The sequence below is a fragment of the Actinoplanes sp. NPDC051861 genome (genome assembly GCF_040681145.1).
In the GTDB taxonomy this organism is placed as follows: domain Bacteria; phylum Actinomycetota; class Actinomycetes; order Mycobacteriales; family Micromonosporaceae; genus Actinoplanes.
The window spans coordinates 189,321-215,084 of sequence record NZ_JBFAYE010000011.1 but is presented as its reverse complement, the minus strand read 5'-3'; the positions used below and the strand labels follow the sequence as shown (position 1 = coordinate 215,084).

At 70.9% G+C, this 25,764-nt stretch carries 23 protein-coding genes and 5 tRNA genes; 13 read left to right on the top strand and 15 right to left on the bottom strand.

Translation table 11 applies throughout. The features are described from left to right. Positions 1-20: 20 nt before the first annotated feature. Positions 21-3,701 (bottom strand): helix-turn-helix domain-containing protein, encoded by a 3,681-nt coding sequence (locus AB0M02_RS27265; protein WP_364231506.1) that lies wholly within the window; start codon positions 3,699-3,701, stop codon positions 21-23. A gap of 131 nt (positions 3,702-3,832) precedes the next feature. On the opposite strand from AB0M02_RS27265, the gene AB0M02_RS27260 reads away from it, so the two are divergent. Continuing rightward, positions 3,833-4,783 carry a polyprenyl synthetase family protein gene (locus tag AB0M02_RS27260; protein WP_364231503.1) on the top strand — a complete coding sequence of 317 codons (951 nt, stop codon included), beginning with the start codon at positions 3,833-3,835 and terminating at the stop codon, positions 4,781-4,783. Then, positions 4,780-5,667, top strand: coding sequence for a hypothetical protein (locus tag AB0M02_RS27255; protein ID WP_364231501.1), 888 nt, complete (start codon positions 4,780-4,782; stop codon positions 5,665-5,667). Before AB0M02_RS27260 ends, AB0M02_RS27255 begins: the two co-directional genes overlap by 4 nt. Here AB0M02_RS27255 and AB0M02_RS27250 read toward each other — a convergent pair. From AB0M02_RS27250 to AB0M02_RS27215, 8 genes are read right to left on the bottom strand one after another with little or no spacing between them, the layout of a single operon-like run. Continuing rightward, positions 5,617-6,567 carry a UbiA prenyltransferase family protein gene (locus tag AB0M02_RS27250; protein ID WP_364231498.1) on the bottom strand — a complete coding sequence of 317 codons (951 nt, stop codon included), beginning with the start codon at positions 6,565-6,567 and terminating at the stop codon, positions 5,617-5,619. The genes AB0M02_RS27255 and AB0M02_RS27250 overlap by 51 nt on opposite strands. Further along, positions 6,564-7,511, bottom strand: coding sequence for a hypothetical protein (locus tag AB0M02_RS27245; protein ID WP_364231495.1), 948 nt, complete (start codon positions 7,509-7,511; stop codon positions 6,564-6,566). The genes AB0M02_RS27250 and AB0M02_RS27245 overlap by 4 nt, the downstream gene beginning before the upstream one ends. Then, positions 7,508-8,422 carry a hypothetical protein gene (locus AB0M02_RS27240; RefSeq protein ID WP_364231493.1) on the bottom strand — a complete coding sequence of 305 codons (915 nt, stop codon included), beginning with the start codon at positions 8,420-8,422 and terminating at the stop codon, positions 7,508-7,510. Before AB0M02_RS27240 ends, AB0M02_RS27245 begins: the two co-directional genes overlap by 4 nt. Beyond that, complete coding sequence (locus AB0M02_RS27235; RefSeq protein ID WP_364231491.1) at positions 8,412-9,131, bottom strand: glycosyltransferase; 720 nt, start codon at positions 9,129-9,131, stop codon at positions 8,412-8,414. Before AB0M02_RS27235 ends, AB0M02_RS27240 begins: the two co-directional genes overlap by 11 nt. After that, a complete protein-coding gene (locus AB0M02_RS27230) occupies positions 9,131-10,534 on the bottom strand; it encodes a class I SAM-dependent methyltransferase (protein WP_364231489.1) in 1,404 nt (467 codons plus the stop codon). Before AB0M02_RS27230 ends, AB0M02_RS27235 begins: the two co-directional genes overlap by 1 nt. After that, positions 10,531-11,469 carry a DUF3419 family protein gene (locus tag AB0M02_RS27225; RefSeq protein WP_364231488.1) on the bottom strand — a complete coding sequence of 313 codons (939 nt, stop codon included), beginning with the start codon at positions 11,467-11,469 and terminating at the stop codon, positions 10,531-10,533. Before AB0M02_RS27225 ends, AB0M02_RS27230 begins: the two co-directional genes overlap by 4 nt. After that, positions 11,466-12,305 carry a hypothetical protein gene (locus AB0M02_RS27220; protein ID WP_364231486.1) on the bottom strand — a complete coding sequence of 280 codons (840 nt, stop codon included), beginning with the start codon at positions 12,303-12,305 and terminating at the stop codon, positions 11,466-11,468. Before AB0M02_RS27220 ends, AB0M02_RS27225 begins: the two co-directional genes overlap by 4 nt. Continuing rightward, positions 12,302-13,291 (bottom strand): hypothetical protein, encoded by a 990-nt coding sequence (locus AB0M02_RS27215; protein ID WP_364231483.1) that lies wholly within the window; start codon positions 13,289-13,291, stop codon positions 12,302-12,304. The genes AB0M02_RS27220 and AB0M02_RS27215 overlap by 4 nt, the downstream gene beginning before the upstream one ends. 305 nt (positions 13,292-13,596) lie before the next feature. Between AB0M02_RS27215 and AB0M02_RS27210 the strand changes: the two genes are divergently transcribed. The 3 genes from AB0M02_RS27210 to AB0M02_RS27200 all read left to right on the top strand — a co-directional run bounded on the left by AB0M02_RS27210 (position 13,597) and on the right by AB0M02_RS27200 (position 16,094). After that, a complete protein-coding gene (locus AB0M02_RS27210; protein WP_364231481.1) occupies positions 13,597-14,235 on the top strand; it encodes a PadR family transcriptional regulator in 639 nt (212 codons plus the stop codon). A 138-nt stretch (positions 14,236-14,373) separates the two neighbouring features. Beyond that, entirely contained in the window at positions 14,374-15,321 is a 948-nt protein-coding gene (locus AB0M02_RS27205) for an ATP-binding cassette domain-containing protein (RefSeq protein ID WP_364231479.1), read from the top strand. Continuing rightward, positions 15,318-16,094 carry an ABC transporter permease gene (locus AB0M02_RS27200; protein WP_364231478.1) on the top strand — a complete coding sequence of 259 codons (777 nt, stop codon included), beginning with the start codon at positions 15,318-15,320 and terminating at the stop codon, positions 16,092-16,094. Before AB0M02_RS27205 ends, AB0M02_RS27200 begins: the two co-directional genes overlap by 4 nt. Before the next feature lie 45 nt (positions 16,095-16,139). Here AB0M02_RS27200 and AB0M02_RS27195 read toward each other — a convergent pair whose 3' ends face one another. Genes AB0M02_RS27195 through AB0M02_RS27185 form a run of 3 tightly spaced genes read right to left on the bottom strand, consistent with a single transcriptional unit; the run spans position 16,140 to position 18,567 of the window. Next, positions 16,140-16,907 carry an enoyl-CoA hydratase/isomerase family protein gene (locus tag AB0M02_RS27195; protein WP_364231476.1) on the bottom strand — a complete coding sequence of 256 codons (768 nt, stop codon included), beginning with the start codon at positions 16,905-16,907 and terminating at the stop codon, positions 16,140-16,142. After that, positions 16,904-18,154, bottom strand: coding sequence for an MFS transporter (locus AB0M02_RS27190; protein WP_364231475.1), 1,251 nt, complete (start codon positions 18,152-18,154; stop codon positions 16,904-16,906). The genes AB0M02_RS27195 and AB0M02_RS27190 overlap by 4 nt, the downstream gene beginning before the upstream one ends. Before the next feature lie 14 nt (positions 18,155-18,168). Next, positions 18,169-18,567 carry a hypothetical protein gene (locus AB0M02_RS27185; protein ID WP_364231473.1) on the bottom strand — a complete coding sequence of 133 codons (399 nt, stop codon included), beginning with the start codon at positions 18,565-18,567 and terminating at the stop codon, positions 18,169-18,171. A gap of 72 nt (positions 18,568-18,639) precedes the next feature. Here AB0M02_RS27185 and AB0M02_RS27180 point away from each other — a divergent pair, with 72 nt between their 5' ends. The 8 genes from AB0M02_RS27180 (at position 18,640) to AB0M02_RS27145 (ending at position 22,571) form a co-directional block, all read left to right on the top strand. Beyond that, positions 18,640-19,479: a helix-turn-helix domain-containing protein gene (locus AB0M02_RS27180; RefSeq protein ID WP_364231471.1), complete on the top strand. Its 840-nt coding sequence runs from the start codon at positions 18,640-18,642 to the stop codon at positions 19,477-19,479. Between the two features lie 66 nt (positions 19,480-19,545). Then, positions 19,546-20,130, top strand: coding sequence for a dihydrofolate reductase family protein (locus AB0M02_RS27175; protein WP_364231468.1), 585 nt, complete (start codon positions 19,546-19,548; stop codon positions 20,128-20,130). 249 nt (positions 20,131-20,379) lie between these two features. Next, positions 20,380-20,457: transfer RNA gene (locus AB0M02_RS27170), tRNA-Gly, on the top strand. A gap of 140 nt (positions 20,458-20,597) precedes the next feature. Then, positions 20,598-20,670: transfer RNA gene (locus AB0M02_RS27165), tRNA-Leu, on the top strand. Between the two features lie 8 nt (positions 20,671-20,678). Continuing rightward, a tRNA-Asp gene (locus AB0M02_RS27160) sits at positions 20,679-20,750 on the top strand. Positions 20,751-20,765: 15 nt separating this feature from the next. Beyond that, positions 20,766-20,840, top strand: a tRNA-Glu gene (locus tag AB0M02_RS27155). 13 nt (positions 20,841-20,853) lie between these two features. After that, a tRNA-Val gene (locus tag AB0M02_RS27150) sits at positions 20,854-20,925 on the top strand. 140 nt (positions 20,926-21,065) lie between these two features. Further along, entirely contained in the window at positions 21,066-22,571 is a 1,506-nt protein-coding gene (locus AB0M02_RS27145) for a S1 family peptidase (RefSeq protein ID WP_364231465.1), read from the top strand. A 193-nt stretch (positions 22,572-22,764) separates the two neighbouring features. Here AB0M02_RS27145 and AB0M02_RS27140 read toward each other — a convergent pair whose 3' ends face one another. From AB0M02_RS27140 to AB0M02_RS27130, 3 genes are all read right to left on the bottom strand, one after another. Beyond that, on the bottom strand, positions 22,765-23,967 hold the full coding sequence (locus tag AB0M02_RS27140; RefSeq protein ID WP_364231462.1) for a DUF6596 domain-containing protein: 1,203 nt from the start codon (positions 23,965-23,967) through the stop codon (positions 22,765-22,767). 3 nt (positions 23,968-23,970) lie between these two features. Continuing rightward, positions 23,971-24,339, bottom strand: a complete 369-nt coding sequence (locus AB0M02_RS27135) for a YciI family protein (RefSeq protein ID WP_364231460.1) — start codon at positions 24,337-24,339, stop codon at positions 23,971-23,973. A 219-nt stretch (positions 24,340-24,558) separates the two neighbouring features. Next, a complete protein-coding gene (locus AB0M02_RS27130; protein ID WP_364231458.1) occupies positions 24,559-25,737 on the bottom strand; it encodes an acyl-CoA dehydrogenase family protein in 1,179 nt (392 codons plus the stop codon). Positions 25,738-25,764 lie beyond the last annotated feature (27 nt).

The following is a 25,764-nucleotide window of genomic DNA, read 5'->3' as shown; positions in this document are numbered from 1 at the left end:
GACAACGTCGGTGTTCGGCGTCAGCACGGTGGCCGGTAGGGAAGCGAGGGCACGTGACGTGCCCATTCCGAGGGGCTGAGGGGGTCACCGCTCACCTCGCACACCGCTGCGGAACCGGCCGCCATGTCGGTGTCCCACATCCAGATCGTCGCGGTCCGGCCCCCGGCGGCGAGAGTGCGGCCATCCCGGGCGAAAGCGACGGTGTACAGCGCCTTCTCCGGAACGACCAGGGTGGCGATCACCGATGGGCGGGCCGGGTCGCTGGTATTCCACAGCCACACCGTCCCGTCGGTGACCGCACCGGCCAAGGTACGGCCGTCGGGCGCGAAGGACAGCGCGTACACGTAGTTGGCCGGGCCTTCGAGGACCGGGCCGACGCGGCGAGGGTTGGCGGGATCGGCGATGTCGTAGAGGCGGGCGGTGTGGTCGCCGCTGCCCATGGCCAGCAATCGGCCGTCCGGGCTGAACGCCAGTGCCATCACGTAGTGATCGGGTCCGCGCAGCGGCGAGCCGAGCGGAACCGGGTGGTCCGGGTCCCGGACGTCGATCAAAAGGGCAGTCTTGTCGACGCTGCCGGCGGCCAGGATCGAACCGTCGGGGCTGAACCGCACGGCGTAGACGTACGACTTGAAGACCGCGGCCGTGCTGCGCGGAGCCGGTCTGGCCGGGTCACTCACGTTCCACAACTTGACCAGGTTGTCGTCGCCGGCGGTCGCGAGGGTACGGCCGTCCGGGCTGAACGCCAGAGACTCGATGAGCAGGTCGTGCGCCGGCAGCGGGGGACCTGACCGCGTTGGGCGGAGTGGGTCGGTGACGTCGTACAACTGGATGCTGCCGTCCCGGTGACCCACTGCCAGGATGTTGCCGTCCGGGCTGTATCCCACCGCGCCGGCCGCGCCACCGAGGGCCGGCAGTGATGCGCCGAGCCGTTCGTGGCTGTGTGGGTCGAAGAACGTCACATCGCCGCCGGCGACCGCGAGCACCTTGCCGTCAGGCCGGAACGCCACACCGTTGATGACGTCCGGCATGCCGGTCAGAACCGGGCCGGGCAGGCGCCACAACCGCACCACACCGTCGGCCGCGCTGGTCAGCAGACGTGCTCCGCTGAACGCTACGGCGGTCACCGGGCCGGGATGGGTGAGCCGGGCGACCGCTACCCGCCGGCTCAGGTCCCACACCTGGGCGGTTCCGTCCGAACTGGCCAGCGCGAGCCGGCGCGAGTCGGGCGAGAACGCGACGCCGTTGACCCAGCTGTCCACGCCGGCGAGCGGGGCGCCCGCGGGCAGCAACGGGCCGCCGCCGTCGCGCCGCCACAGATAGACGCGTTTGTCGGCGCTGCCGGCGGCGAGAGTGTCGCCGTCGGGGCTGTACGCGACCCCGAACACCTTGCCCGCCGGCCCGGTCAACGTCGCGTCGCGTGGTGCGGGCCGGTCCGGGTCGGCGAGGTCCCACAACCGGACGGAGCCGTCCGCAAGCCCGGCCGCGACCTCCCGGCCGTCGGGGCGGAACGCGACGGCTTGGACGAAGCCGCTCAGCCCGGTGATCCTGGTGATCGCCCGGAAGGAGCGTGCGTCGTAGAGGTGGAGGGTGTTGTCGCCGCTGCCGGCACCGAGTAGGCGTCCGTCGGGGCTGAACGCGACCGAGTAGACGAGAGCGGACGGGCCGTCCAGGGTGGCCACCTCGCGCGGGGCGCCCGGATCGGTGACGTCCCAGATCCGGATCAGCCGGTCTCCGCTGCCGGCCGCCAGAAGCGTCCCGTCCGGGCTGAAGGCGGTGCTGTAGACGACGTCGGAGGGCCCGATGAGCGGTACGCCGATCTGCCGTGGCCGATTCTGGTCGGACAGGTCCCACAGCCGTACGGTGGCATCGGCGTTTCCGGCAGCCACCAGCTGGCGGCCCGGGCTGTAGCTGACCGATTGCATCACTCCGCTGCCACCGAGCATCCGTGTTGCGGCGACGGTGGCGGAGGCATCGATCAGGCTCGCCCGTGCCTCGGGTGTGTCGCCGATCCGCTTGGCCACGAGGCTGAGCTGTGCGGCCAGCGCCACGTCGGTCTCGCGTACCCGATCGGCCCGGGTGGCCACCAGGCGCGAAATCGCCAGATTGCGCTGGGTCTCGGCGGTGTGCTGCTGCTGCACCGCCACGATTCCGGCCGTGGCCGCGACGGCCAGCAGGACCACCAGTACGACGACCGTCTGGTACAGCCGGATCGTGCGTTTGCGCCCCCGCCGCAGCCCGGCCTCGACGAATTCGGTGACCAGCGGTCCGGCCGCGTTGCCGCCGGCCAGCCAGTCCCGCGCGGCGGTCAGGCGGGCGCCCTGGTAGAGCGCGGCCGGATCGCGGTGCTCGCGGTGCCAGACGTCGGCTGCCTCGGTCAGCCGGCGGGCGGTCACCAGGTCGGCCCGGTCGGCCTCGATCCACTCGCGCAGCCTGGGCCACGCGTGCAGCAGCGCCTCGTGGCTGATCCCGATCGTGTCCTGCTCGACGGTTATCAGGCGGCGTGCGATGAACTTGTCCAGCACCGCAGCCCGCGGCGTGCCGATTCGTTCCAACTCACCGGCGGAGGCCTGACGGCGGGTGTCCGGTCCGTTCTCGGACACCTGCACGAGGCTCACGAAGAGCTGTCGCGCGATCTCCCGCTCGTCCTGGTCCAATTCCGCGTAGAGGTTGTCGGCGGTACGGGCGACGGACCCGTGCAGACCACCGGCGGCCCGGTAGTCGGAGACGGTCAAACGGCGACCGTGCCCGAGCTCGTACGTGGCCAGCAGGACGTGTGAGAGCAACGGCAGGGAGCCGGCCTCGTGCACCCCCTCGCCGCCGGTAGGCACGAGGTCACGGAGCAGCAGTTCGACCAGGCCGTCCTCGACATCGATCCGGCTGCCCCGGGCAGGTTCGGTGATCGCACGCCGCAATCCGTCCAGGGTCATCGGCGGAACAATCACCTGACTGCGGGCCAGCGCGTCCGCCAGGACAGGTATGCGCAGCGCCTCGGCGTAGAAGTCGGCGCGTAACCCGAGCACGATCCGCAGATCGCGGGTCTCGCAGAGAGCGCCGATGAACGCGGCACGCTCGCCGGGGTCGGAACAGAGCGTGAACACCTCCTCGAATTGGTCCACGACGAGCACACCCGACCCCGGCACGACCAGCCGCCGCATCGGATTCGGGCCAGGAGTGAGCAACTCGATCGGCTCGCCGTCCCGCCTTAGGCCGGCCACGACACCGGCCCGCAACAGCGAACTCTTCCCTGCGCCCGACGCGCCGACCACGATCATCGGCCGCGGAGGGCCGGGTTCGCGCAGACGCTGAATCACGGTGGCGGTGAGCTCCTCGCGGCCGAAGAACCGGTCGGCGTCCTCCGGCTGGAAGCTGGCCAGACCTTGGTAGGGCACGGGGGCTCCGGCAGGCCGCGGCCCGGGTGCGCGGCGGATCCGGTTCAGGGTGGTGACCCAGGCCGACACCTCGTCCGGGTCGGACACACCGCACGCCGCGAGCAACCGGGGCATCACGTCCGGCGGCTTGAGCGGCGGCAGGTGACGGCCACCGAAGTAACCCCCTATCGTGCTGGTCGGCAGACCGCTCAGTTTGGCGACGTCCCGGACGGTACGCCCGGCTTGTTCCCGCAGCTCGGTCAGTGCCGCGGCGAACTCGTCCCGGTCGGTGACGGACTCCGGCGTGCGAGGGAGCGAAGGATCTACCAGCATGCCGCCTCCGTCCGGGGTGTACGAACTTGTACGGGCAACCGATTCCCTCTGGCGGGTTCAACCCCACGCCCGATTCTCTATGGACAGGGTGCGGCGCACCCCTCCGCGAACCGTCCAGAGAGGAACTTGGCATGGACCTGGTCGAGGCCCCGCGCGCCGAGGCTCTGGAGAAGCGTCTCGACGAGATCGTCCAGACGTCCGGGCCGGTGTTGGGAAAGGTACTGGACCCGGTGTTACGCCGGCGTGGCAAGCGGCTGCGCCCGCGGCTGCTGCTGGCGATCGCTGGTGAGGCGGCGGGCTCACCAGCGATCACCTGTGCGGCCGGCGTGGAGCTGCTGCATCTGAGTTCGCTCATCCATGACGACTTGATGGACCAGGCGCCGGCGCGCGGCGGAGCTCCGGCCGTGCACGCCGCTCACGGACCCGCGATGGCCGTGGTGTCGGGTGACTTCCTTGTGGCGGCGGGAATCGGTGCGTTGTCCTCGGCCGACGACGGACGGCCGGCTGCGGCCGGCCTCCGGGCGTACGCCGACATGTGCCGGGGCCAGGCCATGGAGACCGCGAGCCGGCACCGGCTACTCGACGTCGACGACTACCTCCGGGTCATCGCAGGCAAGACGGGCGCCCTGTTTCGTGCCGCCTGCCTGATCGGTGCGCGGCTGGCGGGGCTGGATCGTGCCAAGGTGGCCCGGGCCGGCCGGTTCGGGCTCGCAGCGGGAGTGCTTTACCAGCTTGTGGACGACCTGCTGGACCTGTGCGCGACGTCGGCGGAGACCGGCAAACCGGTCGGCCAGGACCTGGCAAACGGGGTCTACACGCTTCCGGCGCTGCTCGCCTCCCGACGGTACGGCGGTGCCTTCACCAGACACCTCGGCCGGGGGCCGGACGGTCTTGCGGTGGCGCGCGACATGGCCACCCGGGAGGACGTCCTGATCGAGGTGGCCGGTTACGCCCGGCGCTACGCCGCGGTGGCTGAGCGCGGCGCCGACGCCCTTCCGCCCGGTCCGGTACGCGACCGGCTGACGGAGCTGCCGGGCCGGCTCCTCGACCGTGTGACGCCCGGCTCACGGGTGGCGCCGTGATCGCGCGATTGGCGTTGGCTCTCTTCGGCGCACCGGCTGCCGTGCGGCGGGCACGGGCCAACGCCGTCCATGCGATGGCGACGTTCGACCGGACGGCACGGCCGATGATCGGCGATGTCGCGCTGGCGTCGGCGCTGGCGCCGTGGAGCGTCAAGGGCGCGCACCTCATCGCGGCCTGGTGCAAGCTGGCCGGGCTGCCGTTCCCGGCCGGCACGGCGGTGCTGGGGTGCTGCTTCGCGCGCATCTACGACGACGTGCTGGATGCCCGGGGGACCGACCCGGCCGTCGGAGAGCGTTTCACCTTGCTGCTCGGCGGCGGTCCGTTCGTAGCGCGGTCGTCGTTGGAGCGCGTGCTGAGTTCGTTGTACTCCGAACTGAGCACGCGGCTCGGCGGCGACCGGACCCATCCGGTTCGGCTCGCCCTCGTCGAACTGCACCGCTATCAGTTGCTCAGTCGCCCGGGCACGTCGGCGGCGACCTTGCACGAGAGGACGATGCGCAAGGGCGGCTTGTCATTGTTCGTGCTCTTCAGCCTGGCCGAACGCGAGATGGCGGCGGCAGACCGCGATCTGGTCTTCGACCTCGGTGGTTGCTTGCAGATGATCGACGACTACCAGGACCGCGACGCTGACCGCCGGGTGGGCATCCCCACTCTGGCGACGGTTGGCAGCTTGCGCTGGTCGGCGATTCTCCGGCGGTTGCGTTCGATCGAGCGGGCGGCGACCGGCCGGTACGGACGGGCGGCGACACGGGAGTTCTTCACCGACATCTACCTCTTCTTGATCGTCGCCCGGATCGGCCGGATCTGGCGGCGTGGACTGCGCCCACCACGGTCACCGCTCGGTGTGCTGGTGGTGCGGGGAGGAAGCGTGCTGCCCGGCTGAGCGGCGCCACGCGGTCCAGGCGATTGCCGTCACGACCACCGCCACTGCCGGGACGCCCCACCGCGGCGGCATGACGACCAGCACGCCGGCGAGGAACGCGGCGGCGTTTCCCACCACGAATCCGGCCTCCCGCAGCACCCGCCGCACCGTTGTCCGCACATCACGTGGCTGCCGGTGCAGGGCCGTGACGAGGGCGCCGGTCGAGGCGATCGCCAGTGTGAAAGGCACCGGCCCGACCATGAACAGCGCCGCCGCCGACGCGGCCTGCACGGCCAGCACGTACGTCTGGTACAGCGGGGGCCGGATGAGGCGGCCGTCCACCCGTCTGACGCCGAGGACCTGCACACTTGTTCGTGCCCGCGCCCGGACGTCGACGTCGAGATCCTTGATCCCGCCCACCGTGACGTTCAGGATGACCATGTGCAGCCAGAGGGCGATCGCCAACGGCACCGGCCCGCCGCCGAGCGCCAGCGGCGCGGCCACGGCGATGCCGAACAGGTGGTCCACCACCAACGGCGACACCGCGCGTGACCTTTTCTGGAACAGATTGCCCCAGGTGGTCAGCACCAGGACCGCCAGCAGGCCGGCCGCCGTCCACCGATCGCGCGGCAGCGCGGCACATCCCGCCGCGAGCACGAGAAGTTCGACCAGCACCCACCAGGTCACCCGGAGGGGCGTCACGGCCCCGGTAACCAGGGGGCTGTCTCGGCGCGCCGGAGCCCAGCGGTCCGCGTCCAGGTCGGCGAGGTCGTTGACCTTGCAGGCGTACGCGTGCAGGAGCAGGCCGCCGGCTCCCATCAGCACGAATTCGGTCGCGGTGCCGGCGCCCACCACCCATGACAGAGCCGTGAACGGCGCGAGTCCAGCCCGGCTCAGGCGCAGGTAGTGCCGGACGGTCACGAGTTGCCTGGGCGTCTGGCGAAACTGAGCGGTGCCACGTAGAAGAACGGGATCCTGCTGCCGAGCCGTTCCTGCCGGCGATCGAGGCCCTCCTGCACGCGTACCGGCAGTCGGCAGGTGATCTCCCGGACAAGAGCCCCGACCATGATGCCGGCGTGGAAGAGCAGCAGCCAGGCGACGAAGACGCCGGTCTTGTGACGTGGTCGGGGATAGTAGGACCGGATGTCGCGCAGCGCTCGGGTCAACAGGACGGTGCCCCGCACGATGCCGCTCAGCACGCCCCGGACCGGCGACTGCCGCCACTCGGCGCGATCCTCGTGCAGATCCTCGAGGTCATCCATGTACTGCAGATAGCTGCCGAAGCCGCGCAGCGCCTGGGCCTCGGCCGTGCCGAAACGGGGGTTCACCGCGGCGAAGTAGAGGCACAGCGAATGGTGTCCCTTGTCGCTCGTCAGCTGCCACAGGGCCGGGCCGGCCACGGCCGGGCCCACCTGCGCCTGAGAACACCGCTGGGTGTGCAGCATGGCCGCGAGCCGGGTGGACAACTCCGCACGATCGGCGACGCCGCACCACGCCTCGCGGGCGAGGCTTGCCAGCGCCACCTGGATGGGCTGTGCGGGATCAGGCTCTCGCCGCTGGAACACCACCTCCTCGAAGGCCCGCACGTCACCGCCGGCGGCACCGGGCTGGTCGTAGACGTGGTCCAGCAGGTGTGTGATGGCGCCCAGCAGCACACCGAGCTCCGTCCGGTGCGGCCGGCGCAGCAGCTTCGCGTACAGGTAGAGCAGCGAGTTGATCCGGAACACGGTGTGCCTCAGATGCCGTACCTCGTGCGGCGGCAGCACGGTCACCACCTCGGCCAGCTCACCGGTGATCAGCTCACCGAGTACCCGGGCCACCCGCCGGCATTCCCGGCCGGCCTCCTGCCAGAACAGGACGGTCATCGCGTCACCTCACGTCGGACGATCAGGCCTCGCAGCGGCATCCGTTGCGGCGCGGGTCCGGTGCCGCGTGGCGGGCGTGGATTCAGCGCCCGGCCGGCGGCCGCGGCGTAGAGCCAGAAGTGCAGGCTGTCGAGGAACTGGCGGCCGCGCGTCCGGTCCGTGCCCGGGGGCAGGGAGGCGGCCACCCGGTGGAGGGCGGCGCGCAGGTCCCGGAACGGCAGCGCGTCCTCAGTCGCGCAGGTCCGTACGCCCGCGAGCCGGTCGGTCGCCCGGTCCTGGTAGTCGTCGACGAGTTGGAGGAAGCCGCCGAGTGCGACGAGGAAAGGCTCGTCCGGCAGTGGGTCGACCAGGCCGCCGAGCACGAGCATTCCCAGGCCGCCCTTGGCTGTCGATAGTTCATGCAGCTCAGCCAGGCCGAGATCGCCGGTGGTCTGTCGCAGCGACTGGACCTGCCGCGCGTGGAGGGTGGCTAGTGCCCGATGCGCGACCGGATGGGTGTGCCGCGGGGCTCGCTCGCGCAACGCGCCGAAGAGTGCGGCCAACGTCCGCTCGTGCCCGTCACGCGGTTCCATCGAACCGCCCTCGAACATCACCGCCATCCGCGCCGGAAGGTCCGGTGTGTCGGTGGCGCGGTTGTCCAGCAGGTCGTCGTAGAGCCGGGTGCAGGCTCCGGCCAGGATCTCCACCGCCGCGTTCGGGGCGAGGCCCACCATCCGGGCGTAGGCGCGCAGCAGTACGCCACCGCTGATGCCCCAGGCTTGCAGCGCCACGGCCAGCGTGTCGTCCGCGACGAGCGGTGCGACCACGGTGCAGAAGGCGTGGCGCAGATCGCGGCAGTCGCGGTTGGTGCGCCGGGCCACCGGGACGGCGGTCGCCAGGCACCGCAGGAGGTGTGCGGCCTCAGCGGTCATACCAGTACCCGCATCGGTCGAACCGCGTGCGCGAGCTGGGTGAAACGGCCATTCGCCAGTACGTCCGCAGCATTCCGCCGCGGTAGAAACCGCGGGCCGACGCGTACACCTTCAGGTCGGGCAACACGCGGTAACGGGCTGCGGGGTCCCGGTGCACGCGTCTGAGCAGTTCCACGTCCTCGTACGCGAAAAGGCTCTCGTCGAAACCCGCGCACCGGTCGAACCAGTCCCGCCGCATGACGAACACGCCGAACGCCATCGATCTGAATTTGCGCAGCGTGTCCAGGGCGTGTGCCGCACACCACCGCCGCACCGGATCGATCTCGCCAGGCTCCAGCACCACCCGTGCACCTGCGGCAGTCAGCCCGGGGTCCGCGGCGAACCGACGCACGAGTGTGGTCAGGAAGTCGATCGGAACCCGGTAGTCGGCGTCCACAAAGGCCAGCAGCGCACCGTTCGCGCGGCGGCCGCCGGTGTTGCGGGCGATCGCGACGCCCCGCCGCTGCTCACTCACGACGATCGCGCCGAATCGGGTGGCTGTCGTGGCGGTCGCGTCCGTGCTCGCGTTGTCCACCACAAGAAGCTCACTGGTGGCCGCCGGGACGGTGTCGGCCAGGTAGAGGCGGGCATGCCGCAGCGAACTCAGTGAACGGCACAGCCGGGCCTGTTCGTTGTAGGCGGGCACGACCACCGAGATGTCGGCGCCCATCAGAGGACCTCCTTGCGCCAGAGAACGCGCCAGTGGCCGGCCATCGGCAACACGCGGTGCGCCACGCCGGAGAGGACCTCCAGTGGCAGCACCGCGGCCGCCGCGCACACCGCCAGCACTCCGCCGGCCGTCTGTGCGGTCGGCGACGGCCGGTGTCGCTGATGCGGGTGGGGAAGCAACGCGGCGACCGGCAGGGTTGCCGAGACCAGGTACTCGCCGGGGAGGTAGACCGGCCCCGCGGCAACCTCGCGGGCCTCCGGCGGGGCCAGGGCGGCCAGCGAGCGGCGGCTGCAGATGTGGCGGTGGTAGGGCGGGAGCAACGGGAACCAGTAACGCCCGAAGAGCCGTCGAGCGACACAGTCCGCGATCGGGATCTCGACGCACAGGACGCCGCCGGGCCGAAGCAGGCCGAAGGCGTGTCGCAGGGCCGCACGGGGATCCGGCAGGTGCTCCAGCACCTGGAACATCGTGACGATGTCGAACTCGCGCGGAGGCAGGTGGCCGAAGTCGCCGGCCGTCACATCCAGCCCTCGCCGGGAGGCACTGGCGGCCAGGGTGGAATCCAGCTCGACACCGGTGCACCGAGCGCCGTGGCGGCGGCTGACCAGGTCGAGGAATCCGCCGGTACCGCAGCCGACGTCCAGCAGCCGGGTGCGACCGGTGATCGCGACGTGCCGGCTCAGCCATCGTAGCCGCGGCGCGTAGACGAGGTCACGGACCACCGGATGGTCCATCACCGACTCGACGAAGGGCAGGTTGGGCTCGGGCAGGTCCATCTCGCCGGTTCGCGCGAGGTGACCGCACGAGGTGCACCGCCGATAGACGGCGGGCACGCCGCTACCGAAGGCGATGTCCCTGGCGTTCAGTACGGACGCCGGGCCGGCCACCCGGCAGGCCGGGCACACCGGCCATCTCCGGTCGCGGTAGAGCAGTCTCGGTGGTGCGGATCGCAGGTAGCCCCGGGCGTACCGGAGCCGCCCGGGGCGGAGTCGATCGGCCAGGACCCGGCCACCGGTGAGCCTGATCAGCCGGCCCGGTGAGCACCGCCGGAAACCCCACACGGTGGACAGGTGCCGGGCCAGCCCTGGTTCACCGGTGGCGCAGAACGTGACCGGTGCGGCGTCGAGGACCTCGCGGAGTACCACCTCGACGATCCCGCCGCGCGACTCGGGCCGTGCGTAGGCGCCGGCGATCTCCTGGACGGACGGACCGTGCGGGATGCGCAGCACCCACCCGGCCGGCACACCGTGGCGCTCGATCACCAGGAGCCGACCCTCGTCGTACGCCCTGGCGAGCTCGCCGGCGGTGCGGGGCGAGAGCGCGCGGTCCTCGCGCAGCGTGCGGTGCACCCAGTCGAGGAGCGGGCCACGCGGCTGGGGCCCGGCGATGCGGGGCGCAGTCACGGGTACTCCCGGCGCCGAAGCACGAGAACGGTCCGCAGATAGCCGATCCGGTCGCGCCGGCGCAGTTGCCGCTGCAGAGCCGGATGGGCGGTGAACGCGCTCGGGAGCGGCCGAGCGGGGCGCATCCGGCGGCGCCGCGACCAGATCAGCACGCGTGCGTTACCGCGGGTCCCCACAGCGACGTCGGTCAGCAGGTCGTCCACCTGCTCGGGGGACAGCCAGTCGGCCACGTTGGACAGCGCCACGCAGTCGAAGCCGGGATCGTCCCGCAGGACGTCCCTCACCTCGCCGTGTACGAGCCGGATCAATCCGGTCCGTGAACGTACGGCCGGGTTGGTGCGCGGCGCGAGGTAGGGCGGCAACAGATCGGTCCGGGGCATCCGGCGGCAGAGCAGCGGCAGCAGGTACGGATTGGCGGCCACCGACCAGGGCCGGCCGTGCAGGACTCGCCCGAGGCGCACAAGCGGGCTGCCGAACGGAGCCATCCTCTGCACGGCGCCCTGCCACAGCACGCCTCGCCGGATCATGCCGGGGTGGCCGTCCCAGAATTCGCGGGCGGCAGCGGTCAGATCCCCGCGCAGGACCTCGTAGATCGCCAGCCGGGTTCCCGCCGGGTCCCGGCCGGGACCTCGCACGCCCAGGAAGTGCTCCAGGTCCGCGCGTTCGAGAGCGGCCACCGCGGCCACCTTGAGCGCGGTCAGATGCAGCTGTGGACGGGCCAGGTCCACCGCGACGACCTCCGAAGGGTCGTGCATGAGCAGGTTGAGCGGGGTGTCCCCGGCCGACGCCAGGCAGAGGATCCGGTCACCCGGCAGCGGCCGCAGCGCCTGCGACACCGTACGGTGATCGTCCAGCGTGATGCTGAACGCGATGGGGCTGAGCATCATGTTCATCCGGGTGAAGACGCGCCGGGAAAGGGTTGGCGTGACGGTCACGGCGGCGACACCCGCCTCACGACCGTTCGCAGCAGCCACCGCCCCGGCCCGCGCTCGCCGTAGCCGAGCCGGTAACCGGTGCGCTCGGCGAGGTTGCCGAGCGGTGTGCCCCACCCGAAGAAGTCCACGTAGGCCAGACCGTTCGTGTGACTCGGCGCCATGACGTTCGGGAACACGAGACACCCGTCCCGGACGTCGAACCGACAGCTCATGTCGAGGCCGACCGAATGCGTCCGTGCCAATCGCCGTGCCGTGGCGAGCAGGAGCAGGAGCGGGATTGCACGCTCGAGCGAGCGGCCTCGTCCCATCGGCAGCCGGTACGCCGTGCCGGCGACCCGGCTCTGCCAGAGCGCCGGCACGTCGGCCGGGCCGAGTTGCGGGAAGTCCACGTCGACCAGCCGGGACATCCGCGGCATGAGTTGCAGCGCCGTCCGCTCGGCGTAGAACCCACCGAGCAGCACGTCGCGCCGGGCGGGGCCGATCTGCGGCAACTCGGCGGCGAGCAGGGCGCGGGCACGGACCAGATCGATGTCCCGTAACCAGAGGTGGCACGTGTCGTGGAACCGGCCGATGCGCGACCGTAGCGACCGGGTGGGCGCGAACGAGCTGTCCGCCAGCGGCAGCCGGCGCAACAGTGTGACGTACAGCGGCTCCCGCATCCGGCCGCGCAGGGCCTCCCGGAGGTCGGCCACCTTCAGCACCTTCAGCACGTACCTGCCAGCCGGCCCCTCGCCGTAGCCGATCATTCCGGACGCACCCGGCTGGTCCGGTGAGAAGTCCACCATTTCTGGCTCAGGGCGGCCGTGGATCCGCACCGCGAGCCGGATCGGGTTCATCGCGCACCCAACACGGCCGGTGCGCGCCGCCAGCAGGGAACAGCCCGTGCTGCCTCGGCATGCGCTGTTCGCCACAGCTCGTGCAGGATCGCGGTTGCCTCCCGGCTGGTGCTGTGCGGTCCGATGCCCAGCCGGTCCACCCGTACCGGCGCCGGGGCGTAGAGCGACAACGGGCTGGACAACCCCACGACGGCTCGGGCCAGCGCGCGGATCCATGGGCGCCGGCGAAACAGCGCGGACGCGGCCAGGTGGGCGTCGGTCACGCCGTAGACAACCGCGACGACGTGCGGCACCGTGCCCGGAGCGGCCCGTTGCAGACGGCGGACAAGCCAGCCCACGCCCGGCTGCCATCGGCTCCCCGGATGCATGGATCCGGCTGGGAAGATGTGTACGCCGGCGCCGCCATTGATCAGGTCGGCGGCACGGCGGAGCGTGGCGAGGTTCCGGCGTGACCCGCCGCCGTGCGGATCGCCGGGCCAGACCGCCCCCTCGACGGTCCGGAGCATCCGCTCTCGCAGCGGCCACTTGGCCACCGGCGCGTCCACTGCCGGGTTGTCCAGCGTGAGCAGCACCGAGGAGAGTCCCGGACTGGCCGTGGCCACGAACGTACCGGCCAGGTGATACAAGTCGAAGCGGTCGGCCAGCGAGCTGAAGAGGCCCGCTTCCAGGCCGGTGGCGTGATTGCCGACCGCCAGGAACGGGCCTGTCTCCATCAGCTCCCATACCCGCGGATGTGCCACGACGACGGGTTCGAGGTCCCACCGCCGCATCGCCGCTCGGCAGGCGCCGCCGATGCCCAGCCGGGCGACGTCGTCACCCAGGCGTACCAACTCGGCACAGACGTCGTCGAGCGGGACGACCGCCTCGATCGGTGCGCTGGCGATCGCGTACCTGAGGCTGCGCCGGCGCTGGAGCCGATGGACAGCGAGCGCACGGCGCAACCCCCCGTCACGGAACGCGGACGCCACAGCGTCGAGTTGGTTCATGCGCCCATGGCAGCGCCTCACCGCCGTGGCGGGCAAGGACCGGGGAGGTCACCCGTACAGGTCCGTACACGTTCGGATCGCCGTCTGTTCCGTCCGGTGGGCTCCATGGGAGGGCTTCGGTTGCCGGATCGTCGGGAGGTCCAGCCGTGCGGCGGACGACGGCGGTGCTGCGGGACGCCCATAGGCGTGGAGTGCTACGGCAGGTCGGCGCCCACTTGCGGCTGCTGGCGGGCTCGCGCTGATCTCGCACTCGTGTGCATAATACTCGTAGACGAGCATCCGGCAGCGAGTGAGAGGAAGGGTGCATGGCCAGGCGGCGCAAGGTGTCCAACCTGCTCGGGCTGCACATCCTGGCCACGCTGAGCATGCAGCCGGCGCACCCCTACGAGATCGCCACTCAGCTGCGCGCCTTCGGCAAGGATCAGGACATCAAGATCCAGTGGGGGTCGCTCTACACGGTCGTGCAGAACCTGGAGAAGCACGGATTCATCGAGGCGGCGGAGACGGTCCGGGAAGGCCGTCGTCCGGAGCGCACGGTGTACCGGTTGACCGAGGACGGCCGTCAGGAGATGACGGACTGGATGCGTGACCTGATCGGCGTCCCCGAGCCGGAGTTCCCGAAACTCCGGTCGGCGCTGTCGGTCGCCGGGGTGCTCCCGCCGGACGAGATGATCGGGTTGCTCCAGCAGCGGCTCGATCTGCTCACCGCCGAGAACTCGGCAGCACGCCAGGCTCTGGAGGTGGCCGGGCGGACAGTGCCCCGGCTGTTTCTCATCGAGGCGGAGTTCGCCCTTGCCGTCCGGGAGGCCGAGACCACCTGGGTCAGCGGGTTCCTCGCCGAGTTGCGCGCGGGCTCGATGGCCGGGATCAGCGCCTGGCGCCAGGTCCACGAGACCGGGGAGATGCCCGATCTCGCCGACTTCCTCAAGGAGGAGGAGAAGTAGACACGGCCCCGGCAGGTGCGGGAACACCGGCCGGGGCCGCAAACCCCATCACCGACCGCGGGAACGGTCCGGCATCCGAGGCGTGTAGCAGCAACAAGGATATCCGGGCAGGTGCCGCGGGGATCTGGAGAGATCACCATGAGCGATGCCGTGACGGCAGACGCCCTGCACAAGTCCTATCCCGGCGAGGTCCGGGCCCTCGACGGGCTGTCCCTCACCGTCCGTACCGGTGAGGTGTTCGGCCTGCTCGGCCCGAACGGCGCCGGCAAGTCCACCACCGTCAAGATCCTCACCACGCTGGCCCGGCCCGACTCCGGTTCCGCGGTGGTTGCGGGCCACGACGTGTTGCGTCACCCCGATCGGGTGCGCCGCGAGATCGGGGTCGTCGCCCAGCGTTCCGCGCTGGATCCGATGGCGAGCGGCCGCGACAATCTCACTCTTCAAGGAAGGCTTTTCAGCGTACGGGGTAAAGCACTGCACCGCAGAGTCGACGAACTCCTCGACCGCTTCGACCTGGCCGGCGCCGCCGATCGAGTGGTCCGTGGCTGGTCCGGTGGCATGCAGCGCCGCCTGGACGTGGCACTCGCCCTGGTGCACCGCCCCGGCGTGCTGTTCCTGGACGAGCCGACCACCGGCCTCGACCCGGAGGGCCGCGCGGCGATGTGGGCCGAGATCGGCCGCCTCGCCGCGGACGAGTCGATGGCGATCCTGCTCACCACGCACTACCTCGACGAGGCGGACCGGCTGGCGGCACGTCTGGCGATCGTGGACGGCGGACGGGTCGTGGCGGCCGGGACACCGGAGGAGCTCAAGGGGGAATTGCGTGGGGACGCCGTACATCTGGAATTGGCGCAACCCACTGATGAGCCGCAGGCGCGGCAGGCGATCGGGCGAGTGACCGGCTTGCGTGACGTGGCACTGGAGGGAAAGCGCCTGAGCGCGCGTGCCGACGACGGCGCCGCGGCGGTTCCCGCAGCCCTCGCCGCGCTGGAGTCCGCCGGCATCGGCGTGGCGACCGTGACCGTGGCCAGGCCCTCCCTCGACGACGTCTACCTGCGCCACGCGGGACGGAGGTTCGCGGCATGAGCACCCTTGTACTGCACACCTGGTGGATGACCGGGCGGCGGCTGAAGGTCCTCGCGAAGCAGCCGGCCTTCATCGTGATCATGCTGGTGCAGCCCGCGATCTGGCTGTTCCTGTTCGGCAACCTGTTCCGCCGCGTGGTGGAGCTGCCGGGCTTCGGCGCCGGCGACTACCTGGACTACATCGTGCCCGGCGTCGTGGTGATGACCGCGGTGTCGTCGAACATGTGGGCCGGCATGGGCGTCCTCGAGGAGATCGAGCGGGGCACGATGAACCGCCTGCTCACCACGCCGGTGTCCCGGGCGGCCATCATGAACGGGCTGGTCGCCGAGCAGGCGATCAGCACGGCCGTGCAGGTCACCGCGATCATCCTGCTCGGGTTGCTGGCCGGTGCGTCCTATCCGGGCGGTGCGGCCGGGCTGCTGGTGATGCTGGTCGCGGCGCTGCTGCTGGGCACGATCTTCAGCGCGCTGTCGAACACGATCGGGATGCTGGCCCGGCAGCGGGAGACGATCATCGGGATCAACACGCTGCTGCTGTTACCGCTGACGTTCCTGTCCTCGGCGTTCATGGCCGAGTCGCTGATGCCGTCGTGGATGCGCACGGTGGCCGCCGCGAACCCGGTGAACTGGGCCCTCGACGCGATCCGGTCGGCGATGAGCGCCGCGCCGGACTGGGGCCTGGTGGCGAGCCGTTGCGGATGGCTGCTGGCCGCAGCCGCGGTGATGGTGCTGCTGTCCACCGGCACGTTCCGCGCGTACCAGAAATCGGTCTGATCCCCGCCGGGTGGGGCCCGCGTCGCGGCTCCACCCGGCGGCCTCCTACTCGCCGGTGAAGACCGGGGTGCGGCGTTCCAGGCTGGCGGCGATGCCCTCGGCGCTGTCCTTCGTCGCCCAGAGGATCTTCTGCTCGGCGAGTTCGTGGTCGAGCGCCGCGCGGACGCGATCGGCGAGACCCGCACGCAGCGTCGAGCGGATCGAGCGGACCGCCAGCGGCGCGGCCGCGGCGATCTCCCGGGCCAGGTCGCGGGCGGTCACCCTCAGCGTCCCCGGCGCTGCCAGACGGTCAGCAAGACCCATTTGTACGGCTTCCGCGCCGCCCACCCGGCGCCCGGTGAGCAGCATCCCGGCCGCCGCCTGCCGCCCGACGAGTTCGGGCAGCGTGACGCTCAGGCCGAAGCCCTGGTGGAACCCGAGCCGCACGAAGTTCGCCACGAACCGGGTGGACTCCTCGGCGACCCGGAAGTCAGCGGCGCAGGCCAGCCCGAGACCGCCGCCGACGGCCGTGCCCTGCACCGCCGCGACGATCGGCGTCCGCACGTCGAACAGCTCCACGGCCTTGCGGTAGAGACGCGCCGCCGCGTCCACATGGTCCTGCGCGAACTCGCCGTTTCCGAAGTCGGCGCCGGCACAGAAGTGGCGGCCCTGGGACGCCAGCAGGATCACCCGGCAGGCGGGGTCGTCGTCCAGCGCGCGGGCGGCGTCCACGATCGCGCCGATCAGCGTCTCGTCGAAGTGGTTGGCCGGCGGCCGCCGCATCTCCAGCAGCGCGACGTGGTCCTCGACGGTGACGGAAAGATCGGTGCTCACCGGGGGAGCGTAACGGGCTCGGCCCGGCGCAGATTTCGGACCGCCGGGATCAGCAGCAACGCGGTGCAGCCGAGCAGGCCCACCACCACCGACGTGCCGAGCACCCGTTCCGCCCCGGCCACGCCCGCCACCGGGCCGGCGAGAGCCTGGCCGATCGGCAGGCTGCCGGTCGAGCCGAGCACCTCGTAGGAGGTCATCCGGTTCAGCATCTCCGGCGGCACCCGCGTCTGCACGCTGGTCTGCCACATGATCGACCAGAACGCCCAGACCAGGCCGTTCACCCAGGCGGCGGCCATCAGCAGCGGCAGTTCGGCGTGGGTGGCGATCGCCAGCGGCAGCAGCACGAAGCCGAACATCGCGACGGCGCCGGCGGCCAGGGGACGCTGCGGCTTGAGCCGCAGGGCCAGAACACCCCCGCAGACGGTTCCGGCGCCGACGGCCGACTGCATCCATCCGTACGCCGACGCGCCCATCTCGTTCCCGACGAGCACCGCGCCGAGCGGGATCAGCGGGCCGAACAGGAAGATGCCGTACGCCACCCAGACCAGGATCACGCTCCAGATCCACTGGCGGGCCCGGAACTCGTGCCAGCCCTCACGCAGGTCGCTCAGCGTCGTTCGTCCGGTAGCCGTGTTTTGCCCGGTAGCCGCTTTTTGTCCGGCCGCTTTTTGTCCAGCCGCTTTTTGTCCGGCCGCTTTGTTCAGGCGCAGCCCGGCCAGGCACAGGGCGCTGATGGCGAAGGTGGCGGCGTCCAGGGCGTACACCGGCCCGGCGCCGAAGAACGCGAAGACCAGGCCGGCGGTGACCGGGCCGAGCAGCTCGGCCATCGCGTTCGCCATCCGGATGACCGCGTTGGCGCGGTGCGGGTCGTCGCTGACCAGCGGCACGATCCCGTTGACGCCGGGCTGGAACATGGCGGCCGCGGCGCCGCTGACCGCCGAGCAGGCGACCAGCAGCACCATCGACGGCGTGCCCGTGAAGAACGCGATCGCGACGACCGCCTGCGCGATCAGCCGGACCAGGTCGGCGCCGAGCATCAGCGGACGGGCGCCGATCCGGTCCGAGAACACCCCGCCGAACAGGATGAACCCGAGGAACGGCAGCATCCACGCGGCGAGCACGACCCCGACGCCGGTCGCGCCGTAGATCTGCCCGATCGCCAGCGCCGCCGCCACCGTGAGCATCGTGTCGCCGAAGACGGAGACCGCGCGGGCGATGAAGTAACGGATGAAGTCGGCGGTCCACATCCGCCGATTTTTACTTAGGTTTCTTTCCTGTCGGGCGTCAGGAGCAAGATCGAGAGGAGGAGCACACCGCCCAGCGCCACCATGCTGGCCACCCTGTCGACCGTCGGGAACACCCCCAGGTGCAGCGCGTGCCAGAGGAAGTGCTCGGCGTTGAAGATCAGCCAGGCGCCACCGGCCATCCGCAGCGTGCCGGCCGTGGGCCGCCGGATCACCCAGACACTGAGCACGAGCAGGGCCAGATAGAGACCGCCGACGTCGCGGACCAGGTGCTCGTTGTACGGGCCGAGCGCGGACACCCAGTGGCGCCCGGGCGCGGGAAAATCGGTGTAGAAGGAGACGGGGAACGCCGCGGCCCACACGCCCACGACGGCGGAGGTGAACGCGAGCACCGCGAGGATCGCTCGCTTGAACATCATGGTCACGCCGGAGGGACGAGACAGGCCACCCGATCGTGACAGCGGCGGCGCATCGGCGATGCTGTGGGCATGGAGTACGTGTCCAGAGTGCCGCGACCGCCGCTGGACGGGCTGATCGACGACATCTACTACCTGGAGGGCACGCCGCCGTACGCCCGGCTGATGCTCCCGCCGGCGCCGTCCGCGCTGCTCATCGTCAACCTCGGGGCGCCGTTCCGGATCCGCGCCGGCATCGACATCGAGACGGCCGAGTACGCCGACGGCTGCGTGATCACCACGCCCACCCGCGCGCTGGAGTTCGGCTACCCGGTCCCGACCCGGTCCATCGGCGCGCACGTCAAGCCGTGGGGGCTGGCGCCGTTCCTGCCGATGCCCGCGGCCGAGCTGTGCGACCGGCCGGTGACGATCGAGCAGGTCTGGGGCCGGCCCGCCGTCGCCGAACTGCGAGACCGGCTGGCCATGGCGGACGGGCCGCACGCGATGCTGACGCTGCTGGAGGAGGAGCTGACGCGTCGGCTGTGCGAGACCGCCGGTCTGGGGCTGGTCCGCCATGCGAGCAGCGTCATCGCGGCGACCTGCGGGGCGGTGGCGATCGGCGACCTCAGCGTGGCGGCCGGTGTCAGCAGCACCCATCTGGCCCGGCGTTTCAAGGACCTCGTCGGTGTCACGCCGAAGCGGCTGGCCCGCAGCCAGCGCTTCGCCGTCACCCTGTTGGCGATCGACTTCGCCGGGCCGATCGACTGGGGCGATGTCGCCGGTGGCGCGGGCTACTTCGACCAGGCCCACTTCGGCCACGAGTTCCGGGCGTTCACCGGGCTCACGCCGACCCGGTACGCCGAAGTCCGGCGGCGGTTCCTGCGCGAACATCCCGGCCACGCGCTGGACGGATGGCCGCTGCCGGCCGATTGATTTCTTACAAGAACGACAGCTCACGGCACGCTAGCTTGGGGCCATACCCCAGCAGAGGAGAGCGCCGTGGGCAAGGTGGTCATGTACAGCTCGGTGTCCGTGGACGGCTTCATCGCCGACGACAACGACCAGCCCGGACCGCTGTTCGACTGGTTGACCAGCGGTGACGTCCCGCTGGACGAGAGCGGGGTGCTGAAGGTGTCGCAGACGTCCTACGACTACACCCGGGCGTACTGGGACCAGGTCGGCGTGACGATCACCGGCCGCCGCGTCTTCGACCTGACCGACGGCTGGGACGGGAAACCCCCGAGCGGGATCGACCACGTGGTCGTCGTGACGCACCGGCCGGCGCCCGAGGGCTGGGACCCCGAGTCGCCGTTCCACTTCGTCGACGGCGTCGAGGCAGCCATGGCCAAGGCACGGGAACTCGCTGGTGACCGCCTGGTCGAGGTCGCCGCCGGCGACGTCGGTGGCCAGGCTCTGGCCGCGGGCCTGGTCGACGAGGTGCGCATGGACGTCGCACCCGTCGTGCTCGGGTCCGGCAAGCGCTTCTTCGGGTCGGTCGACGCGCAGCACCTGCTGGAAGACCCGGACGTGGTGATTCCGGGCAACCGGGTGATTCACCTGCGCTATCAGGTACGCCGCTCGTAAATGCGTTGCCGGTTCGCCGGGTGGTGCCTACCGTAGTTATCACACCGAACACGACGGAACGGAAAGGGGAAGGCCGATGCTGGTGCAAGCGCTCGTCCTGCTTTCCGGTCACGACGAATTCGGCCGGCACCGTCAGCGGTGGCATCGCCCTTGCTAACAGCGTTAGCAGGCTTGAGCCGCCGCCCCGATCCGGGACCGGCGGCTTTTTCTTTCCCTCGACAATTCCACAGCGGATGGCAAGTGAGACACGCGGTTGTAGCTCAGTTCGGGTAGAGCGCCACCTCGCCATGGTGGAGGTCGCCGGTTCGAGGCCGGCCTGCCGCTCCAGATTCTCACCCACCGTGGCCGCCCGCCGGCGGCCACGAGCAGCGCAGGGTTACCGGCCCTGGCCGAGGCGCGCGTCCCAGTCGCGCTGTCCCTGCGCTGACGCCGGCCGGCGAGAGTCATCACCTCGCCGGCCGGCCCGAGCCCGGGTAGCCCAACGGCAGAGGCACGCCGCCCAGAACGGCGCCAGTGCGCGTTCAAATCGCGCTCCGGGTACTTTTCCTGCCCTGTTAGCTCAGTGGGAGAGCAAGCGCCTGTCGAGCGCGAGGTCGCCGGTTCGATCCCGGTACGGGGCGCGCATGTATTTCCACGGCGCGGTGGACGAATGGGAGAGTCGCCCGGCTTTCACCCGGGACATGTTGCGGGTTCGAGTCCCGTCCGCGCCACGTGTTGATTTTCGCCCGTGTAGCTCAGAGGAAGAGCGCCCCTCCTACAAAGGGGATGTCCCAGGTTCGAATCCTGGTGTGGGCACTGTGAAGCTCGCCAGAGGCCTGACCTCGGGGGTTGCGCGGCGGTATGAGCCAGGAGTTATGTACCGGGGTTCATAGGCGGCGTTCTATGTTACGCGCAATCGAAACCGCGGCTCCGCGTACCCCCGAAGGAGTTTCCGGATGAACCGAGTCCTAGCCGGCGCGGCGGCAGCGATCCTGCTGCCGTCCGGTCTCGCCGCTCTTTTTATCGCCGGTCCGGCCGGCGCACAACCCTCCGGCCCGACCCCGGTCTCGCCCGCCGGCGACGCCGCCTCCGCCGAGATGCTCGCCGCCATGCACCGTGACCTGGGCCTGAACGCCGACGCGGCGCGGGCCCGGATCGCCTCCGACGACGCCGCCGGGCGCACCGACCTGGCGCTGCGCAAGCAGCTCGGCTCCGCCTACGCCGGCGCGTGGCTCGCGGCCGACGCCAAATCGCTCATCGTGGCCGTCACCGACGGGGGGAAGGCCGCCGAGGTGACCGCAGCCGGTGCCACGCCCACGGTGGTCGGCCGCAGCGCGCAGAAACTCGACGCGATCAAGGAGTCCCTGGACGCCGCCGCCGCGAAGGCGCCGGCCGCCTCGGTGCCCGGCTGGTACGTCGACGTCAAGACCAACACGGTGGTCGTGCAGGCGCGCGGCGGCACCGCGGCGGCGAAGGCCTTCATCAAGGCGAGCGGCGCCGACGCGTCGGCGGTCCGGCTGGTCACCACCAGCGAGCAGCCGCGACTGCTCTACGACGTACGCGGCGGCGACGCCTACTACATCGGCGGCGGGCGCTGCTCGGTCGGCTTCTCGGTGAACGGTGGCTTCGTCACCGCCGGGCACTGTGGATCCAGCGGCAACAGCACCACCGGGTTCAACCAGGTCGCCCAGGGCACGTTCCAGGGTTCCTCGTTCCCCGGCAACGACTACGCGTGGGTCGCGGTCAACTCCAACTGGACCCCGCAGCCGTGGGTCAACAACTACTCCGGCGGCAACGTGACCGTCGCCGGCTCCACGGTCGCCGCGATCGGCGCCGCCATCTGCCGCTCCGGCTCCACCACCGGCTGGCGCTGCGGCACGGTTCAGGCCTACAACCAGACGGTCAACTACTCGCAGGGTTCCGTCTCCGGGCTGACCCGTACGAACGCCTGCGCCGAACCGGGCGACTCCGGCGGCTCCTGGCTCAGCGGCCAGCAGGCCCAGGGCGTCACCTCCGGCGGTTCGGGCAACTGCACCTCCGGCGGCACCACGTACTTCCAGCCGGTCAACGAGATCCTCAGCGCGTACGGCCGTACGCTCGTGACCAGCGGCGGCGGCGGGCCGACCACGCCGCCCACCACGCCGCCGACCGGCTGCTCCGGCCACGAGTTCTCGGTGACGGGTTCGCTCTCCAGCGGTGGCAGCGCCTACCAGCCGAACAACAGCTACTACCAGTCGACGGTCTCCGGCACCCACCGCGCCTGCCTGGACGGCCCGACCGGCACCGACTTCGACCTCTACCTGCAGAAGTGGAGCGGCAGCGCCTGGACCTCGGTCGCCTCCGGCACCACGCCCGCAGCCGATGAGACAGTCAGCTACTCCGGCACCGCCGGGTACTACCGCTGGCGGGTACACGCCTACAGCGGCTCCGGTACCTACGGCCTGGGTTACAGCAACCCCTGACAAAAGCCCCTATTTCCCGATAAATCCTTCAGGCGGCCCGCTCAGAGCCTTGAGCGGGCCGCCGCCCTGTGCGCCGCCCCAGGGCCGCGCGGGTTCGCCCGGCCGTGCGGGTTCGTGCGGCCGTGCGGCCCCAGCGCCCGTGTGGGTTCGCGCGACCGTGCGGGTTCGCCCAGCGCGCGGCGTCATGGGCGCGTCAGTGGGGGAGGCGGGAGGCTCGGGCCTGGAGGTAGCGCTGTTCGGCGAGGCTGGCGGTGCCTCGGGCGGCCCGCAGGTAGAGGCCGTGGGCGGCGGCCGGATCGCCGGACTTCTCCAGGAGGTGGGCTCGGACCGATAGCAGGCGGTAGTGGCCGGCCATCCGTTCGTCGGCATCCAGGGTGGCGAGCAGGGACAGGCCGGCGGCGGGTCCGTCGAGTTCGGCGAGGGCGATCGCGCGGTTCAGGGTGACCATGGGGTTCGGGGCGATGCGTTCCAGGATCAGGTAGAGGGCGTGTACCTGGCGCCAGTCGGTGTCGGTGGCCTCAGCGGCGTCGGCGTGGGTGGCGGCTATGGCGGCCTGGAGTTGGTAGGGGCCGAGCGCGGGGCCGCCCAGGGAGGTCTTGGCCAGTTCGGTGCCCTCGCCGATCAGACGGCGGTCCCATCGGGTCCGGTCCTGATCAGCCAGGGGGATCAGGTCGCCGGTGGGTGTCGTCCGGGCGGGGCGGCGGGCGTCGGTGAGCAGCATCAGCGCGAGCAGGCCGGTGACCTCGCTGTCGTCGGGCAGCCGGGCGTGGACCATGCGGGTCAGCCGGATCGCCTCGCGGGCGAGGTCGGTGCGGTGCACCTCGGCGCCGGAGGAGGCGGTGTAGCCCTCGTTGAAGATCAGGTAGAGGACGTGCAGGACGGCCTCGAGACGTTCGGTTCCTCTAGGGAGAACGAACGTTCTCCCTACCGCATTGATGCGCTGCTTGGCGCGGCTGATGCGGGCGGCCATCGTGGCCTCGGGTACCAGGAACGCGCGGGCGATCTCGGTGGTGGTGAGGCCGCCGACGGCGCGCAGGGTCAGTGCGATCTGGGAGGCGGGGGTGAGCGTGGGGTGGCAGCACAGGAAGAGCAGGTCGAGTGTGTCGTCGGTGTCCGGCACCTCGGGCGGCTCGGTGGTGTCGATCAGTGCTGACTCGCGCTGACGGCGTGCGTGGTCGCTGCGCATCTGGTCGATAATCCGGCGCGAGGCGACCGTGATCAGCCAGCCGCGTGGGTTGCCGGGCACGCCCTCGGACGGCCACTGCAGGGCGGCGGCGAGGACCGCCTCCTGGACAGCGTCCTCGCAGCCGTCGAACTGGCCGTACCGGCGCACCAGCGCGCCGAGGACCTGCGGAGTGAGCTCACGCAGCAGATCCTCGACGGCGGATGTGGGCACCGGTCAGTCCAGGTCGCCGGCGAAGAACATCACCTGGCGCACCTCGACCCCGAGGCCGTCGATCGCGGCGTCCGGGATCTGTGCGGCCAGCTCGACGGCGCGTTCCCGGCTCTCCACGTCGACCAGGTAGAAGCCGCCCAGATGCTCCTTGGCCTCGACGAACGGCCCGTCGGTCGCGACTGTCTGCCCGTTGCGCACGGTCACGACGGCGGCCTGGGACGGGTCCACCAGCGCGAGAGTGGTGATCAGCTCACCGGACTCCTTCAGCGCCTCCATGAACTTCCCGTGACCGTCGCCGATCGCCTCCTTCTCCTCGTCGGTCAGCGACTCCAGCACGGCCGGGTTGATGTGCAAGTTGATGATGAACTTCATCTCTGGTCCTCCGCAGACTCGCGCGGCCCCGATCGGGCCCTTTCGCCCAGTGGTCGGAGCCGCCGGCGCCGTCTTGACATGCCCGCGGAGAACTTTTCCAGAGAACTTCGGGCCCGGGACCACCGACTGGGCGCGAAAGGCGCGCTGCGGCCTGGCGCGGCCGCCCCGTCGCGGGTCTGGGCTGGGCAGAGCGCGAGTCGCGTACCCCTTCTTTTTCTTTTAAAGTCCGTAGGTCTTGCCGATGATGTCCCGCTGGATCTCGCTGGTGCCGCCGTAGATGGTGGAGACGAGCGTGGCGCGGACGTGGCGTTCCATGTCGTATTCGGTGGCGTAGCCGTAGCCGCCCATCATCTGCATGCCGGCCAGGGCGGTCTCGCGCGCGACCTCGGTGACCTTGAGTTTGACCATGGAGCTCTCGCGGGGGAGGACCTTGCCGGGCTCGCGGTCGACGAGTTGTGCGGTGCGGTGGACGAGCAGGGCGCTGCACTCGATCTCGGTGGCCAGGTCGGCGATGCGGTGGCGCAGCACCTGGAAGCTGCCGATCGGGCGGCCGAACTGGCGGCGGTCGCGGACGTAGCCGAGGGTGTCGTCGAAAGCGCGTCGCGCGGTGCCGAGCATGAGGCCGGCCAGGATCAGCCGTTCGACGTTGAGGCCGGCCATGAGTTGCCACCAGCCGCCGCCGACCGCGCCCACCACGGCGTCGGCCGGGAGTGTGCAGTCGGTGAAGTAGAGGTCGTTGACCTCGCGGCCGCCCATCGTCTCGATGCCGGAGATGCGCAGGCCGGGCGTGCCGGTGGGGACGAGGAACATGGTCAGGCCCTCGTGCTCGCCGGGACTGCCGGCGGTGCGGGCGACCAGCAGGATCGCGTCGGCGAAATGGGCGTTGGAGCACCAGGTCTTCTGCCCGTTGATGACATAGCCGCCGTCGGGGCCGGGCTCGGCGCGGCAGTTGAGCGCGGCGACGTCGGAGCCGGCCTCGGGCTCGGACATCGCGATGGAGTAGGTGCGGCCCGCGGTGAAGCCGCCGAGCACCGTCTTCTTCTGCTGCTCGGAGCCGGAGCGCTGCACCGCGGCGGCGACGATGGCGGAGGTGGCGTAACCGCCGACGGGGAGCATGCCGTAACCGATGCGCTCGAGGAACAGGCACATGTCGACCATGCCGCCGCCCGCTCCGCCGTATTGCTCGGGCACGCTGGCGCCGAGCCAGCCCAGGTCGGCGAGCTTCTGATAGGTGCCCTGATGGTGCGCGTGCCGCCCGGCGCCGGTGAGCGCGTCGCGCCGCTCCCGGGTGCCGGCCTCGCGGCGGCAGAAGTCGTCGATGGCCTCGGCGAAAGCGCGCTGCTCGTCGGTCAAATCAAGGATCATGTCGATCCCTTCCAGCATGAGAGTGCAGGTCATGGCGGGGATTGACAGCGACCGTAGCAT

What these genes read in the sequence shown, in the direction of transcription:
- AB0M02_RS27130 (WP_364231458.1), bottom strand. Translation starts at nt 25,737, where the DNA reads ATGACCTGCACTCTCATGCTGGAAGGGATCGACATGATCCTTGATTTG.
- AB0M02_RS27200 (WP_364231478.1), top strand. Translation starts at nt 15,318, where the DNA reads ATGAGCACCCTTGTACTGCACACCTGGTGGATGACCGGGCGGCGGCTG.
- AB0M02_RS27210 (WP_364231481.1), top strand. Translation starts at nt 13,597, where the DNA reads ATGGCCAGGCGGCGCAAGGTGTCCAACCTGCTCGGGCTGCACATCCTG.
- AB0M02_RS27220 (WP_364231486.1), bottom strand. Translation starts at nt 12,305, where the DNA reads ATGAACCCGATCCGGCTCGCGGTGCGGATCCACGGCCGCCCTGAGCCA.
- AB0M02_RS27205 (WP_364231479.1), top strand. Translation starts at nt 14,374, where the DNA reads ATGAGCGATGCCGTGACGGCAGACGCCCTGCACAAGTCCTATCCCGGC.
- AB0M02_RS27235 (WP_364231491.1), bottom strand. Translation starts at nt 9,131, where the DNA reads ATGGGCGCCGACATCTCGGTGGTCGTGCCCGCCTACAACGAACAGGCC.
- AB0M02_RS27180 (WP_364231471.1), top strand. Translation starts at nt 18,640, where the DNA reads ATGGAGTACGTGTCCAGAGTGCCGCGACCGCCGCTGGACGGGCTGATC.
- AB0M02_RS27215 (WP_364231483.1), bottom strand. Translation starts at nt 13,291, where the DNA reads ATGAACCAACTCGACGCTGTGGCGTCCGCGTTCCGTGACGGGGGGTTG.
- AB0M02_RS27265 (WP_364231506.1), bottom strand. Translation starts at nt 3,701, where the DNA reads ATGCTGGTAGATCCTTCGCTCCCTCGCACGCCGGAGTCCGTCACCGAC.
- AB0M02_RS27135 (WP_364231460.1), bottom strand. Translation starts at nt 24,339, where the DNA reads ATGAAGTTCATCATCAACTTGCACATCAACCCGGCCGTGCTGGAGTCG.
- AB0M02_RS27185 (WP_364231473.1), bottom strand. Translation starts at nt 18,567, where the DNA reads ATGTTCAAGCGAGCGATCCTCGCGGTGCTCGCGTTCACCTCCGCCGTC.
- AB0M02_RS27245 (WP_364231495.1), bottom strand. Translation starts at nt 7,511, where the DNA reads ATGACCGTCCTGTTCTGGCAGGAGGCCGGCCGGGAATGCCGGCGGGTG.
- AB0M02_RS27190 (WP_364231475.1), bottom strand. Translation starts at nt 18,154, where the DNA reads ATGTGGACCGCCGACTTCATCCGTTACTTCATCGCCCGCGCGGTCTCC.
- AB0M02_RS27260 (WP_364231503.1), top strand. Translation starts at nt 3,833, where the DNA reads ATGGACCTGGTCGAGGCCCCGCGCGCCGAGGCTCTGGAGAAGCGTCTC.
- AB0M02_RS27145 (WP_364231465.1), top strand. Translation starts at nt 21,066, where the DNA reads ATGAACCGAGTCCTAGCCGGCGCGGCGGCAGCGATCCTGCTGCCGTCC.
- AB0M02_RS27240 (WP_364231493.1), bottom strand. Translation starts at nt 8,422, where the DNA reads ATGACCGCTGAGGCCGCACACCTCCTGCGGTGCCTGGCGACCGCCGTC.